We start from the raw sequence: 16,152 nt of genomic DNA on the forward strand, positions 1-16,152 counted from the left end.
CGGAGACATTGCCCGCCGAGTATTGTTGCCATTCCTTAAGAATATTTTTACCGATGAAAATGGCAATCTGCATGCCTGCCCATGATATCAGACGCTGCCGGCCATCGCGCAGCGCTAGAAAAATCCCTTGCAATATCAATCGGCAACCGCAAAACATTGCTTGGCGGAAAGAATCCCAGTCCTGCGCGTTAAAGGCCAATCCGGGCAGGCTCTGCCCGTGAAGCAGCAGACAAGCCCGCGACGCGTGATATACTGTCCGTTTCGTTGGGTGCGTGGTGTAACTCCACGCAGCGCCCGAGTCCACGCTTGCCGGCCGCGCCGGAAGCGAGCTTGGCTGGGCGTCGTACCGTCCCAGATGACTACAACCTGTCACACTCTAAGGAATCAACATGCAAGTACAGCTGGAAACTCTGAGCAATCTTGAGCGCCGCATGAACATCGCCCTGCCGATGGCCGCCATCGAAACGCAAGTGGCCGAACGCCTGAAGCGCGTGGCTCGCGGCGCCAAGATCCAAGGTTTCCGCCCGGGCAAGGCTCCGCTGAAGATCGTGGAAATGAACTACGGCGCCCAGGTGCGTGAAGAAGTGATGGGTGAGCAGGTGCAGCAAGGCTTCTACCAAGCCGTGACCGAGCAGAAACTGCGCGTGGCCGGCTATCCGCGCTTCGAGCCGGTTGCCGCTGGCGAAGACAAGGAAAACTTCAAGTTCGCCGCCACTTTTGAAGTCTACCCGGAAGTGAAGGTAGGCGAGCTGGCCGGCAAGGAAATCGAAAAGCCGACCGTCACCGTGGGCGATGCCGAAATCGAAAAGACCATCGACATCCTGCGCAAGCAGCGCACCCGCTTCAACCGCGTAGAGCGTGAAGCCGCCAACGGCGACCGCGTGATCATCGACTTCAAGGGCGTCATCGATGGCGTGGCCTTCGAAGGCGGCTCCGCCGAGAACTTCCCGTTCGTGCTGGGCCAAGGCCAGATGCTGGCCGAGTTCGAAGCCGGCGTGATCGGCGCCAAGGAAGGCGACATCAAGAGCGTGGAAGTGAGCTTCCCGGCTGACTACCACGGCAAGGACGTGGCTGGCAAAACCGCCGTGTTCGAAATCCTGGTGAAGAACGTCGCCGAAGCCGTGCTGCCGGAAGTGGACGCCGACTTCGCCAAAGCGCTGGGCATCGCCGAAGGCGACGTGGAAAAGATGCGCGCCGAAATCCGCAAGAACGTCGAGCGCGAAGTGAAGCGCCGTCTGCAGGCTCGCACCAAGGAAAACGTGATGCAGGCCCTGATCGACGCGACCGAAATCGAGCTGCCCAAGGCGCTGGTGAGCCTGGAAATCGGCCGACTGGTCGAGCAGGCCCGTCGCGACATGCAACAGCGCGGCATGAACGTCAAGGATATGCCGTTCCCGCCGGAACTGTTCGCCGCCCAGGCCGAGCGTCGCGTCAAGCTGGGCCTGATCCTGTCCGAAATGGTGGAAGCCAACAAGCTGGAAGCCAAGCCGGAGCAAGTTCGCGCCATGATCACCGAGTTCGCCGACAGCTACGAGCAGCCGGAAGACGTGCTGGCCTGGTACTATGAGAGCGCAGACCGCCTGGAAGGCCCGACTTCCATGGTTCTGGAAGACAACGTGGTTGAATTTGTGCTGTCTCAGGCCAATGTAGTATCGAAGGAGCTGTCCTTCGACGAACTGATGGGCAGCCAAGCCTGATAACCAAGTGGAGTGGCCGATGAAATCAATGATGGAACCGCAAGGTCTGGGCCTGGTGCCCATGGTGGTGGAGCAGAGTGGTCGCGGCGAGCGCGCCTATGACATCTACTCGCGCCTCCTGAAAGAGCGTATCGTCTTCCTGGTCGGCCCCGTCACCGACGAGTCGGCCAACCTGGTTGTGGCGCAGATGCTGTTCCTGGAATCGGAGAATCCGGACAAGGACATTCACTTCTACATCAACTCGCCGGGCGGCTCCATTACCGCCGGCATGTCGATCTACGATACGATGAACTTCATCAAGCCGGATGTTTCCACCCTGTGCATCGGGCAGGCGGCCAGCATGGGCGCCTTCCTGCTTGCCGCGGGCACCCATGGCAAGCGTTTCGCGCTGGAAAACAGCCGGGTGATGATCCATCAGCCGCTGCTGTACGGCGGCGGCCTGTCCGGCCAGGTGACCGACATCGAGATCCATGCCCGCGAGCTGGTCAAGGTGAAGGCCAAAATGAACGAGTTGCTGGCCAAGCACTCCGGCCAGACGCTGGAACGCGTGCAGTCCGACACCGAACGCGACAATTTCATGTCGGCGGAAGAGGCTCGCGCCTACGGCATGATCGATAAAGTGCTGTCTTCCCGTCGGGATGTGACGGCCTAAGTAGTGGAATGGGCTAATGGCTGACAAAAACAGCAACGAAAAGCTCCTCTACTGCTCTTTCTGCGGAAAGAGCCAGCACGAGGTGCAACGGCTGATCGCCGGACCGCAGGTGTTCATTTGCAATGAATGCGTCGAGCTGTGCAACGACATCATCCGCGAGGAGCTGGAAAAGGGCGGCAGCATAGAGACGCTGGGCGGAGCTTCCGCCGAGCGTCCGCTGCCGACGCCGCAGGAGATTCGCGCGGACCTGGACCAGTACATCATCGGGCAGGACTTCGCCAAGAAGACTCTGTCGGTGGCGGTGTACAACCACTACAAGCGTCTCTACAACAAGGGCGGCAAGGACGACGTCGAGCTGGCCAAGAGCAATATCCTCTTGATCGGTCCGACCGGCTCGGGCAAGACCCTGCTGGCCCAATCGCTGGCGCGCCTGTTGGATGTGCCTTTCGTCATCGCCGACGCCACCACGCTGACCGAGGCGGGCTATGTGGGCGAGGATGTCGAGCACATCATCCAGAAGCTGCTGCAGAAGTGCGACTATGACGTAGATAAGGCCCAGCGCGGCATCGTCTACATCGACGAGATCGACAAGATCTCTCGCAAGTCGGAAAACCCGTCCATTACCCGCGACGTATCGGGCGAGGGCGTGCAGCAGGCGCTGCTGAAGCTGATCGAGGGCACGGTGGCCTCGGTTCCGCCGCAAGGCGGCCGCAAGCATCCAAACCAGGAATTCATCCAGGTGGACACCACCAACATCCTGTTCATCTGCGGCGGGGCTTTCGATGGTCTGGACAAGATCATCCGCCAGCGCTCCGAGAAGGGCGGCATCGGCTTCGGCGCCGAAGTCTCCTCCAAGGACGATGGCAAGAGCCTGACCAAGGTGTTCCAGGAGGTGGAGCCGCAGGACATCATCCGTTTCGGCCTGATTCCCGAGCTGATCGGCCGTCTGCCGGTGGTCGCCACGCTGGAGGAGCTGGACGAGGAGGCGCTGGTTTCCATTCTGACCCAGCCGAAAAACGCGCTGATCAAGCAGTATCAGAAGCTGTTCTCGCTGGAATCGGTGGACCTGGAAGTCCGTCCGTCCGCGCTGCGCGTCATCGCCAAGCAGGCGCTCGCTCGCAAGACCGGCGCACGCGGCCTGCGTTCCATTCTGGAGCGCGCGTTGCTGGATACGATGTACGAGCTGCCGTCCATGCAGGACGTGGAAAAAGTCGTCGTCGACGAGAAGGTGATCGAAAAGGGCGACAAGCCGCTTTTCATCTACCGCGAGGGCGGCGGTGTGGCACAATCCGCCTGAGGGCCTGGCCTGAATGACTGAACCGCCCGGCAGGGCGGTTTTTTATTTGCCACCGTCGTAATCTGTTTTAGTATGGGGTGTTGATATTTTGGTATCGAGCCCCATTTCCCAAGCATTGTATTCCCAAGCTAAGGTTAGGTGATATGCCGCAACCCGCAGAAATCAGAGAAGAGACCACGCTGCCGCTGCTGCCCTTGCGCGATGTGGTGGTCTTCCCGCACATGGTCATCCCGCTGTTCGTCGGTCGAGCCAAGTCCATTCGCGCGCTGGAGCTGGCGATGGACGAGGGCAAGCAGATCCTGCTGGTGGCCCAGCGCTCGGCGTCCAAGGACGAACCGTCAGCCGAAGATCTATATAGCGTGGGCACCATCGCAGCGGTGCTGCAGATGCTCAAACTGCCCGACGGCACCGTCAAGGTGCTGGTCGAAGGCCGTCAGCGCGCCACCATCAAGCAGGTGGGCGAGGAGGACGGCTGCTTCGTCGCAGAATTCACGCCGCTGTCCAGCGAGCTGGAGGAAACCAACGAGACCGAGGCGATGCGCCGCGCCCTGCTCGCCCAGTTCGAACAGTACGTCAAGCTGAACAAAAAGATCCCGCCGGAGGTGCTGAACTCGCTGGCTGGGATCGATCGCGCCGGCCGCATGGCCGACAGCATCATCGCCCACCTGCCGCTGAAGCTGGAGCAGAAGCAGGAAGTGCTGGAGATGTTCGATGTGCAGACCCGCCTCGAGCACCTGATGTCGCAGCTGGAAGGCGAAATCGACATCCTGCAGGTGGAGAAACGCATCCGCGGCCGCGTGAAGCGCCAGATGGAAAAGAGCCAGCGCGAGTACTACCTGAACGAGCAGGTCAAGGCCATCCAGAAAGAGCTGGGCGAAATGGACGAGGCCAGCGACCTGGACGAGCTGGAGCGCCGCATCAAAGTGGCCGGCATGAGCAAGGAAGGGCGCGAAAAAGCGCAGTCCGAGCTGAAAAAGCTGAAAATGATGTCGCCGATGTCGGCCGAGGCCACCGTGGTCCGCAACTACATCGACACGCTGCTCGAGCTGCCGTGGAAGAAGAAGACCAAGATCAGCAAAGACGTGGCCAAGGCCGAGGAAGTGCTGGATGAGGATCACTTCGGCCTGGAGAAGGTCAAGGAGCGCATTCTGGAGTATCTGGCGGTGCAGCAGCGCGTCGATCGCCTGAAGGCGCCCATCCTTTGCCTGGTCGGTCCTCCGGGCGTCGGCAAGACCTCGCTGGGGCAGTCTTTGGCCCGCGCCACCAATCGCAAATTCGTGCGCATGGCGCTAGGCGGCGTGCGCGACGAATCCGAGATCCGTGGCCACCGCCGCACCTATATCGGCTCCATGCCGGGCAAGGTGTTGCAGAATATGTCCAAGGTCGGCGTCAAGAACCCGCTGTTCCTGTTGGACGAAGTGGACAAGATGGGCGCGGACTTCCGCGGCGATCCGTCCTCGGCGCTGCTGGAAGTGCTGGATCCGGAGCAGAACCACGCGTTTATCGACCATTACGCCGAAGTCGAGTTCGACCTGTCCGACGTGATGTTCGTCGCCACCGCCAACTCGCTGAACATTCCGCCCGCCTTGCTGGATCGGATGGAAATCATCCGCTTGTCAGGCTACACAGAAGACGAGAAGGTCAATATCGCGCTGAAGTACCTGCTGCCGAAGCAGATCGAGGCCAACGGCGTGCGCGAAGGCGAGTTGCTGGTGCAGGAGTCTGCCATCCGCGACATCGTGCGCTACTATACCCGTGAGGCCGGCGTGCGCAGTCTGGATCGCGAAATCGCCAAGATCTGCCGCAAGGTGGTGACGGGGGCCTTGCTCAAGCCGGGCAAGACTGGCAAGGTTACGGTGTCGGCCAAGAATCTGGACAAGTATCTGGGCGTGAAGCGTTTCGACTACGGCTTGGCCGAAGAGGAAAACCGCATCGGCCAAGTGACCGGCCTGGCCTGGACCGAAGTGGGCGGCGAATTGCTGACCATCGAGGCGGTATCGCTGCCGGGTAAAGGCAGCATCGTGCGCACCGGCCAGCTGGGCGAGGTGATGCAGGAGTCGATTACGGCGGCGATGAGCGTAGTGCGCAGCAGGGCGCGCAGCCTGGGCGTCAAGCCGGACTTCTACGAGAAGTGCGACATGCACATCCACGTGCCGGAAGGCGCGACGCCCAAGGATGGCCCAAGCGCGGGCATTGCGATGACGACGGCCATCGTTTCGGTGTTGACCGGCATTCCGGTGCGCGCCGATGTGGCGATGACGGGCGAAATCACGCTGCGCGGCGAGGTGCTGCCGATCGGCGGTTTGAAGGAGAAGTTGTTGGCGGCTCATCGCGGCGGCATTCGCCACGTGCTGATTCCCAAAGGCAACGAAAAAGACTTGGCGGAGATTCCGGCTAACATCAAGCAGAAGCTGGAAATCCACCCTGTCAAGTGGATTGACGAGGTTCTCGCGCTGGCATTGGAGCGTCAACCGGAAGAATTGTCGCAAGAGGAACAATCTGGCGAGATTCCCCCGGCACAGGACGCCAGCGGCGGACTCTCGGTTTTGAAGCATTAAGAATCATGACCTTAGCGAGGCTGTGAATATCCTCGGATTTCGCAACTTGCAAATGGACTTGCTGAATAGCAAAACACCCGTGGAAGCCGCTTGACACAAGGATTTCCGGCTTGCTATAAAGCAAGCGTTTTTATCCGAATTACGTAGACCGAAGAACGACGAAAGGGGACTTACGTGAACAAGTCTGAACTGATTGACGCCATCGCCGCAGAGGCCGACATTTCCAAGGCTGCTGCCGCCAAGGCACTGGACGGCATGGTTGCTGCCGTTACCGATGCCTTGAAGAAGGGCGATACCGTGACTCTGGTGGGCTTTGGCACCTTCTATGTGGGCGAGCGCGCCGAGCGCAGCGGCCGCAATCCGAAGACCGGCGAAACCATCAAGATCCCGGCTGCACGTTCTCCGAAGTTTCGTGCTGGCAAGGCACTGAAAGACGCGCTATAATCGCGGCTTCGCCGTCGTCTTGAGGCGGTGGCGAAGTAAGGGCGTTTAGCTCAGTTGGTAGAGCGTCTGCCTTACAAGCAGAATGTCGGCGGTTCGACTCCGTCAACGCCCACCAAAGCTCGGAGCGGTAGTTCAGTTGGTTAGAATACCGGCCTGTCACGCCGGGGGTCGCGGGTTCGAGTCCCGTCCGCTCCGCCAAATACACGAAGAAGGTGAACCGGTTCAGCCCGTTCACCTTTTTTTTTAAGGGATGGCTAGAGCCAATTGCCATGTTCGAGTTTGTCCAGAACAACAAAACCGTTATTCAAGTGATCCTGGGCGCCGTGGCCCTGACCTTCGTCGGCTTCGGCGTCAGCAGCTACACCGGCGCGACCGATGACCCTTATCTGGTCAAAGTGGGCAGCACCAAGATCTACAAGCGCGACCTCGATCGCGCGCTCGAGGGTCAAGCCAGCGATCCGGCTACCCGCCAGGCCATGCTGGAAAACATGATTCGCCGCGAACTGCTGCTGGCCGACGCGCGCGATCATGGCGGCACCATCAGCCCGGATCAGTTGCGCAAATTCATCGCGGCCATCCCCATCTTCCAGGAAAACGGCCAGTTCAGTCCGAGCCGCTATAGCGAATTCCTGAAGAGCCGCTACCCGTCGGCCGAGGCCTTCGAGGCGGAAATCAGCCGCGACCTGCTGGTGCGCAGTCAACTGGACAGCGTTGCCGGCACCCAGTTCGTTCCCGACGTCGTCGTCAACCATGTGGCCGCTCTGCTGGGCGAAGGCCGCGAGCTGCAGGCCTTGCTGATCAAGCCGTCCGACTTCGCCGCCGAGGTGAAGACCGATGACGCCGCGATCAAGGCCTTCTACGACGCCAATGCCAAGCGCTTCCGCAGCGCCGAGCAGGTGAAGCTGGACTACGTGTTGTTGTCGCAGGACGCCGTGGCGCAGGGCATCAAGATCAGCGATGCCGACGTGCAGAAGTATTACGACCAGCACAAGGCGGACTTGGCCGGCGAACAGCGCCGCGCCTCGCACATCCTGTTGGCGGTGGATAAGAGCGCCAAGCCGGAACAGAAGGCCAAGATCAAGGCCGAGGCGGAAGCCATCCTGAAGGAAGTGCGCGCCAACCCGTCCAAGTTTGCCGAAATCGCCAAGGCCAAATCGCAGGATCCGGGTTCGGCCGAGAAGGGCGGCGACCTCGGCTTCAATGCCCGCGGCGTGATGGTCAAGCCGTTCGATGACGCGGTATTCGCCATGAAGCCGGGGCAGATCAGCGATCTGGTGGAAACCGAGTACGGCTTCCACATCATCAAGCTGGACGAGGTCAAAAGCCAGACGCTGGATCAGGTGAAGGGCGCCATCATCGACAAGCTGCAGAAGCAGAAGGCGGCCGCGCTGTTCCGCGAGCAATCCGACAAGCTGAACGAGGTTTCCTACCAGCAGGCGGATTCGCTGAAGGGCGTGGTGGACGCGTTGAAGCTGGAGGTCAAGCATTCCGGCTGGATTCAGCGCAATCAGCCCGCTCAGGACGATCTGCTGGGCAATCCCAAGCTGCTGCAGGCCGTGTTCAGCGACGACGTGCTTAAGAAGAAGCATAACAGCGAGGTGGTGGATGTCGGCGGCGGCCGTCTGGTGGTGGCGCGCGTCGCCGAACATCAGCCGGAGCGTCAGTTGCCGATATCGGAAGTCCGCGACCAGATCAAGGGCGAGTTGATCGCCCGCGACGGCGCCAAGCTGGCCGACAAGAAGGGCCAGGCCCTGCTGGCCGAGCTGAAGGCCGGCAAGAACATCGACGCGCAGCAATGGACGCCGGCGCAAACGGTGTCCCGCCGCGCGCCCAGCCTGCCGCAGGCCGATATGCGCGCCGTATTCGCGGTGGGCGCGGCCAAGCTGCCCGGCTTTGCCGGCGTGCGCCACGATACCGGCGAGTATGTGATCTATCGCGTAAACAAGGTGATTGCCGCGCCGGCTATCAGCGATGCCGAGCGCGCCCAGCTGGGCGGCCAGCTGGGCCAGGTCAGCGCCGATGGTCAACTGGGCGCTTATTTGAAGACCCTGCGCGAGAAGTATCCGGTCACTGCTGGCAAGCAGTCGCTGAGCGACAGCAACTGACCGCACTTTGCAAGCAGTAAGCCCCGCTTCCGGCGGTAATGCCGTTCACTTAAGAGAAAAGCACCGTCTCCATGCATGGGAAGCGGTGCTTTTTTTGTGGATTCCTGTGCTCTCAAGGCCAGAAAAGTCGCCCGAAAATCCTTAAGTGAACGGCATTACGCTTCCGGCGGGGCTTTTTTATTTCCAGAACGAAGGCGGGCGGCTCAGGCCGGCCGCAGTCGCTTCGGCGCGCAGCGCTTCCAGCAGCAGCCTGGCCTTGCGCGGCATGTTGCGGCTGGCGAAGACGGCGTGCATCTGCGGATCGTCGCCCTGGCTTGAGACGATGCGGAAGGCCGGGCAGAGCCGGATGAGCTCGCCGCGCGCCACCAGCGGCTCGGCCAGCCAGTCGCCGAGCCGGGCAATGCCCAGGCCTCCGCGCGCGGCGTCCAGCACGCCATTGCCGGAATTGCTGCGGTGCCAGGCGTTGAGGTTCAGGCTGACCGTTTCATCGCCGCAGACAAAATTCCACGCCTTGAGCACGCGCGGCGCGCTGTGCATCAGCACCCGGTGTTGCGGCAGCTCGCGCGGGTGGCTGGGCGCGCCGTGACGCGCAATATATTCCGGACTGGCATAAAGATGGCGCCGGTAGCGCCATAGCGGATAGCCGATCAACTCGCTGGCCGCAGGGAAGGCGCCGCGTATGGAAAAATCCAATTTGTCGCGTATCGGCTCCAGTATCGCGTCGCTGTACAGCACTTCGAAGCGCAGGCCGGGGTGCGCTTCGGCCAGCTTGGCCAGCGTGCGCGGCAATATCTCGCGGCCCAGCGATTCCGGCGCGGAGAATCGCAGCAGGCCGCGCGGCGAGCTGGCCTGCTGGCTCAGCTCCTCCTCCGCCTGCCGCTGCAGGTCCAGCATCTGCCGCGCCAGCGGGTAATACGCTTCGCCGGCCATGGTCAGCTCCACCAGCTTGCTTGAGCGAGCCAGCAGCATAGTTCCCAGCTCATCTTCCAGGGTTTGCAGCGCGCGCGTGGCGCTGCTGGGAGACGTGCCCAGCCGGCGCGCGGCGGCGACGAAACTTTTCTCTTCCACCACGGCGCAGAAAACCCGCAAATTCCATAGCGTTCTCATGGCGATCTCAAGTTTGCGATTATTGCAATATTGTATTGCAAGCATGAGGAAATTGTCGGGAGTAGAATGGGCGCCAAGGAGAAATGACGATGTTGTTGAGCTTGAGTTTTTTGTGCGTGGTCGCCTTTTTCGCCGGCCTGGTCGATGCCGCGGTGGGCGGCGGGGGCTTGATCCAGATTCCTGGTCTGTTCAGCGCCTTGCCGAATGCGGCGCCAGCCACGATTTTCGGCACCAACAAGCTGGCCTCGGCGGTCGGCACGCTGTCGGCGGCGCGGTCTTACCTGCGGCGAGTCCGCCTGCCTTGGAACCTGGTGTTGCCGGCGGCGGCCGCCGCCTTTGTGTTTGCCTTCGCCGGGGCCCAGGTGGTGACGCTGATACCGAAGGACATCATCCGTCCGCTGGTGCTGGCGCTGTTGCTGATCATGGCTGTTTACACGCTGTGGAAGAAGGATTTTGGCAAATTGCACAAGCCGGTGGCCATCGGTCGGCGCGAGATGCTGGTCGGCATGGTCATAGGCGGCGCCATCGGCTTCTACGACGGCCTGTTCGGCCCCGGCACCGGCAGCTTCCTGATGTTTCTGTTCATCCGCTTCTTCGCCTTCGATTTTCTGCATGCGTCGGCCGCGGCCAAGGTGGTCAACCTGACCACCAATGTGGCGGCGCTGCTTTCGTTCGCCATCGGCGGCCATATCCTGTTCGCTTACGCTCTGCCGATGGCCGCCGCGAATATGGCCGGAGCCGTGGTGGGCACCCGCCTGGCCATGAAGAAGGGGGCCGGTTTCGTCCGCATCCTGTTCCTGGTGCTGACCAGCGTGCTGATCTGCAAGCTGGCCTGGGACATTTTGCACGGCTGACGGCATAAAACGGCGCGTCAAGGCGCTCGCGGTTTTGAACTATGGCGGGCGCTCCTTTATCATGTAGTCTCAATGACTACGCCACGGCCGCACTCCATGCATCCATCCCGTTGTCCGCCGCCTGCCGCGGCGCAGGAGTTGCTGCAGCTGCCCAATGTCGGCGCGCGTACCGCCGCCGACCTGCGGCGGCTCGGCATCCAGACGCCGGCCGACCTGCTCGGGCGCGACCCTTACCAAATGTACCTGCAGTTGTGCGACGCCACAGGCCAGCGCCAGGATCCTTGCGTGCTCGATGTGCTGATTTCGCTGAGCCACTACATGGCAACCGGCGATGCGCGCAGCTGGTGGAGCTTCACGGCGGAACGCAAGCAAAAATGGCGGCTATGATTCCTCGCGCGCCGCGCCTGACCGCATGTCACGATTGCGATCTGCTGCTCCGGCTGCCGCCTGCCGGGGAGGGGCGCGCCACCATACGCTGCCCGCGCTGCGGCGCGGCTTTGTACGAGCAGGGCACGGATGCGCCGTCCACCTCTTGCGCCTTGCTGCTGGCCGGCGTGGTGGCGTTTGCCATCGCTAACTGCTATCCGGTGCTGATGCTGGAGGTGGCCGGCAACCGCAACGCGGCCACGCTATGGCAAACCGCGCTGGCGCTGCACGGGCAGAACATGCCGGAGGTGGCATTGCTGGTGCTGTTCACCGGCATCGTCATGCCGGCCCTGGCCCTGTGCAGCATGCTGTACCTGCAGCTTCCCTTGCTGCTGGGCAAGGCGCCGCCGGGCTTCGCCGTCATCATGCGCTTGTACGGCATGGCGCGTCCCTGGTGCATGGTGGAGGTCTTTTTGTTGGGGGTGCTGGTTTCGCTGGTCAAACTGGTGCATTTGGCCAATGTGCATCCCGGCATAGGCCTGTGGGCCTTCTTCGGCCTGATCGTATTGATGACGGCCAGCGCCGTCCGTTTTCGTCCCTATCGCTTATGGGAGCGTTATCAGGCATGCGCCGCTACGGAGTGAACAGCGCGGCCGAGCGCAATCTCTGCCTGTGCCATGGCTGCGGTCTGTTGTGCCGGGTCAAGCCGGGGCAGGACAGCGCCTGTCCGCGCTGCGGCGCGCCGCTGCATCTGCGCCGTCCTTCTGCCTTGCAGCGTTGCTGGGCCTTGCTGCTGGCGGCGATGATTTGCTATCTGCCGGCCAATCTCTTGCCCATCATGGAAACCACGGCGCTGACCGGCGTGCAGCGCGACACCATCATGAGCGGCGTGGTTTACTTGTGGAACAACGACTCCTGGCCGTTGGCGCTGGTGGTGTTCACCGCCAGCGTGCTGGTGCCCCTGCTGAAGATTTTGGCGCTGCTGCTGCTGCTGTGCAGCGTGCAATGGCGCTGGCGCTGGGCGCCGCGTCAGCGCACCCTGCTGTATCGCATGATCGAGCTGATCGGCCCCTGGTCGATGTTGGATATTTTTGTGGTGGCGCTGATGGTGGCGCTGGTGCAATGGCAGTCGCTGGCCAGCATCAAGGCCGGGCCGGGGGCGATCGCCTTCGGCGCGGTGGTGGTGCTGACCATGCTGGCGGCGATGAGTTTCGACCCCAGAATGATCTGGGATCCGATAGAGGAATACGATGAGCAGTGACAATCCGCAAAACCTTCCCGAGCCGGAACTGCCGCAGGCGGTGCCGGTCAAGCGACATCGCTGGGCGCCGTCGCTGATCTGGCTCATTCCCGTGGTGGCGGCGCTGATAGGCGGCTGGCTGGCGGTGCACGCCATCCTGTCGCGCGGCCCGACCATCACCATCTCTTTCCAGAACGCCGAAGGCATAGAAGCCGGCAAGACCCGCATCAAATACAAGGATGTCGAAATCGGCGAGGTGACGTCGGTCAAACTCAGCCCGAACCGGCAGGCTATCGTCGCCACGGCGCAGTTGAGCAAGGAGGCGGCCGACTATCTGGCTGAAGACAGCCGCTTCTGGGTGGTGCGGCCGCGGATATCCGGCGGCAGCGTATCCGGCCTTGGCACGGTGCTGTCCGGCTCCTATATCGGCATGGACATCGGCAAGAGTGCGGTGCGCAAAAACGAATTTGTCGGGCTGGAAACGCCGCCTATCATCAATGCCGATTTGCCGGGGCAAGCCTTCTATCTGCGCGCCGACAATCTGGGGTCGCTCAACACCGGCTCGCCGGTGTATTTCCGCCGCGTGCCGGTGGGCCAGGTGGTGGGGTATGAGCTGGACCCTAAGGGCGGCTTCGTCCGAGTCGGTATTTTCGTCAACGCGCCATATGACCGCTTCGTTACCGCCAACAGCCGCTTCTGGCACGCCAGCGGCGTAGATGTGTCGATCAGCGCCAATGGCTTGAACGTCAGCACCCAGTCGCTGGCGGCCATCGCGCTGGGCGGCATCGCTTTTGAAACGCCGCTGGCTGACAATGGCGGCGTGCCTTTGTCCGACCGCAATTTCATCCTGCACGATAGCCGGGAAAAAGCGCTGCAAAACCCGGATCGCGAAATGCAGCCGTTCCGCCTGCGCTTCCATCAATCGCTGCGCGGCCTCAGCGTGGGCGCGCCGGTCGACTTCCGCGGCATCACCATAGGCGAAGTCACCGCCATCGGCGTCGAATACATGCGAGAGCGCAAGGACTTCGACATGACGGTTGACATCCGCATCTATCCGAGCCGGCTGGATAGCCTGTCGCACGGGGGCCGGGTGTCCGGCAAGCTGTCACCGCAGCAACTGGTGGCCAATGGCGTGCGCGCTCAACTGCGCTCGGGCAATCTGATCACCGGCCAGCTGTACGTGGCGCTGGACTTCTTCCGCGACGCGCCGCCGGCCCAGCTGGTGGTGCGGAGGGGCGTGGCCGAGCTGCCCACCATTCCTGGAGACCTGGACGAGCTGCAGCGCGTGTTGCAACGCATTGTCAAGAAGATAGACGCGGTGCCGTTCGACAGCATCGGCAAGGAGACGGAAGCGTCGCTGAAAGCCATGCGGCAAACCTTGGACAGCGTGAAGAAGCTGAGCGAAGGGGCGAATAACGAAACCCTGCCGCAGTTGAACAAGACGCTGCAACAGCTGCAGCAGACGCTGGACGCCACGCAGAAGACCATGAAGGCCGACTCGCCGCTGCAGCAGGACGTGCGCTCCGCCGCGCAGGAAGTCAAGGAAACGGCGCGCAGCTTCCGCGCGCTGGCCGATTATCTGGATCGCCATCCCGAGGCACTGGTGCGCGGCAAGGAGGCGCAGCCATGATGAAGAACTGGATACTCGCCGCGCTATTGGCGGCGGCATTGGGCGGCTGCGCCACGCCGCCGGCCCGTTTTTACGGACTGGACGCCATGTCCGGTCCTGCCGCGCCATCGCGGCTGGGACAGCGCGTGCTGCTGGGGCCGGTGACGCTGCCGGCGGCGCTGGATAGGCCGCAGCTGGTGCTGGACAACGGCGCGGGCGAGCTGAGCCTGCAGGAGTTCGCGCGCTGGAGCGCGCCGCTCGACCGCTTGCTGGCGCAGAACCTGGCGCTGGGCGTGTCCCGGCACAGCGGGCTGGCCAGCGTCTATGCGTATCCGCAGCCGGGCATGGACGGCGGCGAACTGCGCTATGTGCTCGATGTGCGCCGCCTGAGCCTGCAGCCGGGGCGGCAGGTGACGCTGGAAGCGGTGTGGCAGTTGCAGAATGCAGCGGATGGCAAGGTGTTGGCGGGCGGCAGCTTCAGCCGTGCGCAGCCGGTGACGGCTGCCGACGCGCCAACCTTGTTGTCCGCCCTGCGGACGCTGCTGGATGGCCTGTCCCTTGACATGGCGGCGCCATTGCGGGAGCAGCCGGTACGATGAGCGCGAATCATTCTATTGTTTTGGGTATTTGCGGCACGTCCGGCAGCGGCAAGACCACCTTGCTGGAGGCGGTGCTGCCCAAGCTGCGCGAGGCTGGGTTGGCCGTGTCGGTCATCAAGCACAGCCACCATGATCTGCAGTTGGATACGCCGGGCAAGGATAGCTTTCGCCATCGCCAGGCGGGCGCTGGCGAAGTGATGGTGGTGTCGCCGCATCGCTTCGGCTTGTTTGCCGAGACCGCCGCCGAGCTGACGCTGGATCAGCAATTATCCCGCCTGTCGCCGTGCGATCTGGTTTTGCTGGAGGGGCATAAGGCGCAGCCGGTGCCCAAGCTGGAAATCCATCGTCCCGCGCTGGGCAAGCCGCCGCTGTTTGAGTCCGATCCTTCCATCATCGCCGTGGCAAGCGATGGCGCTTTGGATGCGCCTTGCCTGGTGCTGGACCTGAACGATCCCAGCGCGGTCGCGCGCTTCATCATGGATTGGTTGGCACAGCGGAAGGCGGCGTCGAGGGCGTGATATTTCATGATGGAAAATTTTTATGAAATAAATTACGAGTCCCGCTGTATTTTCTGAAATTTACTATCGCAAGTCTGGATTTGATTAAATTATAGTGTTGCGCTGTTTCAGTATAATTTTGGCAGTTTATTCCAGTGATTGCCATGAACAACGCAACAAACAATCGAAACGCCTATCTGCTATTGGTGCTGACCATGTTGATGTGGTCTACCAATTTCATCATCGCCCGCGCCTTGCATCAACAAGTGGGGCCATTCACCCTGGCCTTCGCGCGCTGGGCCATCGCGCTGTGCTGCGTGCTGCCCTTCGCCTTGCCCCGCTTGCGGCGCAACTGGGACAAGCTGCGCCAACAATGGCCGCTTTTGCTGCTGCTGGGCCTGTTCGGCATCGGCCTGACCAATACCTTGGTCTACTGGGCGGTGCAAACCACCACAGCCACCAATGCCGTCATTTTGAATAGCGCCACGCCGGTGATGGTGCTGCTGCTGGGCTCGCTGTATTTCCGCCAGCGCTTGAGCAGCCGGCAGTGGCTGGGCATGACGCTGGCGCTGTGCGGCGCCTTGCTGATCGTGCTGAAAGGCAAGCTGCTGGCCATAGGCTCGTTTCATTTCGGCGCGGGGGACTTGCTGGTCTTGGCCGGCGGCTTGTGCTGGGCGATCTATACCTTGGGCCTGCGCAAGCTGAAGCCGGGGATCGATGCCATGGTGCAGATGGCGGTGCTGCTGCTGGTCGGGGAAGCGGTATTGCTGCCCTTGTTCGGCATGGAGCTGGCGCAACGCGGCTTGCCGACTCTGGACGGCGCCGGCTGGGCCAGCCTGTTGTATCTGGGCGCCTTGCCGTCGGTGGTGGCTTATCTGATGTACAACCGTGCCATCGCCATGGTCGGCACCGCCAAGGCGGCCAGCTTTTTGTATTTGATGCCGGCCTTTGGCGCGCTACAGTCCATTGTTTTGCTTGGCGAGGAGCTGCACTGGTATCATGCGGCCGGTTTGGCCGCCATTTTTGGCGGGATTGCGTTGAGTTCCTTGACCCGGGCGCGGACGGACCCATCTGCTGCGCCGGCCTTGCGCCCGCGGGAATCGTGATTTTCCGCTAGCGAGTCAGCC

Annotated in this window: 15 protein-coding genes and 2 tRNA genes; 16 read left to right on the forward strand and 1 reads right to left on the reverse strand. The window is 62.0% G+C overall.

Going from position 1 to position 16,152, the window contains the following annotated elements:
* Positions 1–389: 389 nt before the first annotated feature.
* From tig to BI343_RS02630, 8 genes are all read left to right on the forward strand, one after another.
* The gene (gene tig, locus BI343_RS02595) at positions 390–1,697 is read left to right on the forward strand and encodes a trigger factor (RefSeq protein ID WP_071108540.1); all 1,308 of its coding nucleotides are present in this window, start codon (positions 390–392) and stop codon (positions 1,695–1,697) included.
* A gap of 19 nt (positions 1,698–1,716) precedes the next feature.
* Positions 1,717–2,349 (forward strand): ATP-dependent Clp endopeptidase proteolytic subunit ClpP, encoded by a 633-nt coding sequence (clpP, locus tag BI343_RS02600; RefSeq protein WP_011136105.1) that lies wholly within the window; start codon positions 1,717–1,719, stop codon positions 2,347–2,349.
* A 16-nt stretch (positions 2,350–2,365) separates the two neighbouring features.
* On the forward strand, positions 2,366–3,646 hold the full coding sequence (gene clpX / locus BI343_RS02605) for an ATP-dependent Clp protease ATP-binding subunit ClpX (protein WP_043628641.1): 1,281 nt from the start codon (positions 2,366–2,368) through the stop codon (positions 3,644–3,646).
* A 143-nt stretch (positions 3,647–3,789) separates the two neighbouring features.
* Positions 3,790–6,204, forward strand: coding sequence for an endopeptidase La (gene lon / locus BI343_RS02610; protein WP_071108541.1), 2,415 nt, complete (start codon positions 3,790–3,792; stop codon positions 6,202–6,204).
* A gap of 174 nt (positions 6,205–6,378) precedes the next feature.
* Positions 6,379–6,648, forward strand: a complete 270-nt coding sequence (locus tag BI343_RS02615) for an HU family DNA-binding protein (RefSeq protein WP_043572292.1) — start codon at positions 6,379–6,381, stop codon at positions 6,646–6,648.
* 39 nt (positions 6,649–6,687) lie between these two features.
* Positions 6,688–6,763: transfer RNA gene (locus BI343_RS02620), tRNA-Val, on the forward strand.
* A gap of 6 nt (positions 6,764–6,769) precedes the next feature.
* Positions 6,770–6,846, forward strand: a tRNA-Asp gene (locus BI343_RS02625).
* 71 nt (positions 6,847–6,917) lie between these two features.
* Positions 6,918–8,753 (forward strand): SurA N-terminal domain-containing protein, encoded by a 1,836-nt coding sequence (locus tag BI343_RS02630; RefSeq protein ID WP_071108542.1) that lies wholly within the window; start codon positions 6,918–6,920, stop codon positions 8,751–8,753.
* Positions 8,754–8,930: 177 nt separating this feature from the next.
* On the opposite strand, the gene BI343_RS02635 is transcribed toward BI343_RS02630, so the two are convergent.
* Positions 8,931–9,860, reverse strand: a complete 930-nt coding sequence (locus tag BI343_RS02635; RefSeq protein WP_211269371.1) for a LysR family transcriptional regulator — start codon at positions 9,858–9,860, stop codon at positions 8,931–8,933.
* 89 nt (positions 9,861–9,949) lie between these two features.
* Here BI343_RS02635 and BI343_RS02640 point away from each other — a divergent pair, with 89 nt between their 5' ends.
* The 8 genes from BI343_RS02640 to BI343_RS02675 all read left to right on the forward strand — a co-directional run bounded on the left by BI343_RS02640 (position 9,950) and on the right by BI343_RS02675 (position 16,131).
* Positions 9,950–10,714, forward strand: a complete 765-nt coding sequence (locus BI343_RS02640) for a sulfite exporter TauE/SafE family protein (RefSeq protein WP_211269372.1) — start codon at positions 9,950–9,952, stop codon at positions 10,712–10,714.
* Between the two features lie 96 nt (positions 10,715–10,810).
* Complete coding sequence (locus tag BI343_RS02645; RefSeq protein ID WP_071108543.1) at positions 10,811–11,101, forward strand: helix-hairpin-helix domain-containing protein; 291 nt, start codon at positions 10,811–10,813, stop codon at positions 11,099–11,101.
* Positions 11,098–11,724: a paraquat-inducible protein A gene (locus BI343_RS02650; RefSeq protein ID WP_043628633.1), complete on the forward strand. Its 627-nt coding sequence runs from the start codon at positions 11,098–11,100 to the stop codon at positions 11,722–11,724. Before BI343_RS02645 ends, BI343_RS02650 begins: the two co-directional genes overlap by 4 nt.
* Entirely contained in the window at positions 11,706–12,341 is a 636-nt protein-coding gene (locus BI343_RS02655; RefSeq protein ID WP_071108544.1) for a paraquat-inducible protein A, read from the forward strand. Before BI343_RS02650 ends, BI343_RS02655 begins: the two co-directional genes overlap by 19 nt.
* Positions 12,331–13,950 (forward strand): PqiB family protein, encoded by a 1,620-nt coding sequence (locus BI343_RS02660; RefSeq protein WP_043628629.1) that lies wholly within the window; start codon positions 12,331–12,333, stop codon positions 13,948–13,950. Before BI343_RS02655 ends, BI343_RS02660 begins: the two co-directional genes overlap by 11 nt.
* Positions 13,947–14,528 carry a PqiC family protein gene (locus BI343_RS02665; RefSeq protein WP_071108545.1) on the forward strand — a complete coding sequence of 194 codons (582 nt, stop codon included), beginning with the start codon at positions 13,947–13,949 and terminating at the stop codon, positions 14,526–14,528. Before BI343_RS02660 ends, BI343_RS02665 begins: the two co-directional genes overlap by 4 nt.
* Entirely contained in the window at positions 14,525–15,046 is a 522-nt protein-coding gene (gene mobB, locus BI343_RS02670; protein ID WP_071108546.1) for a molybdopterin-guanine dinucleotide biosynthesis protein B, read from the forward strand. The genes BI343_RS02665 and mobB overlap by 4 nt, the downstream gene beginning before the upstream one ends.
* 143 nt (positions 15,047–15,189) lie before the next feature.
* Positions 15,190–16,131: a DMT family transporter gene (locus tag BI343_RS02675; RefSeq protein WP_071108547.1), complete on the forward strand. Its 942-nt coding sequence runs from the start codon at positions 15,190–15,192 to the stop codon at positions 16,129–16,131.
* The last annotated feature ends 21 nt before the right edge of the window (positions 16,132–16,152 follow it).

It is taken from the genome of Chromobacterium amazonense (assembly GCF_001855565.1).
In the GTDB taxonomy this organism is placed as follows: Bacteria; Pseudomonadota; Gammaproteobacteria; order Burkholderiales; family Chromobacteriaceae; genus Chromobacterium; species Chromobacterium amazonense.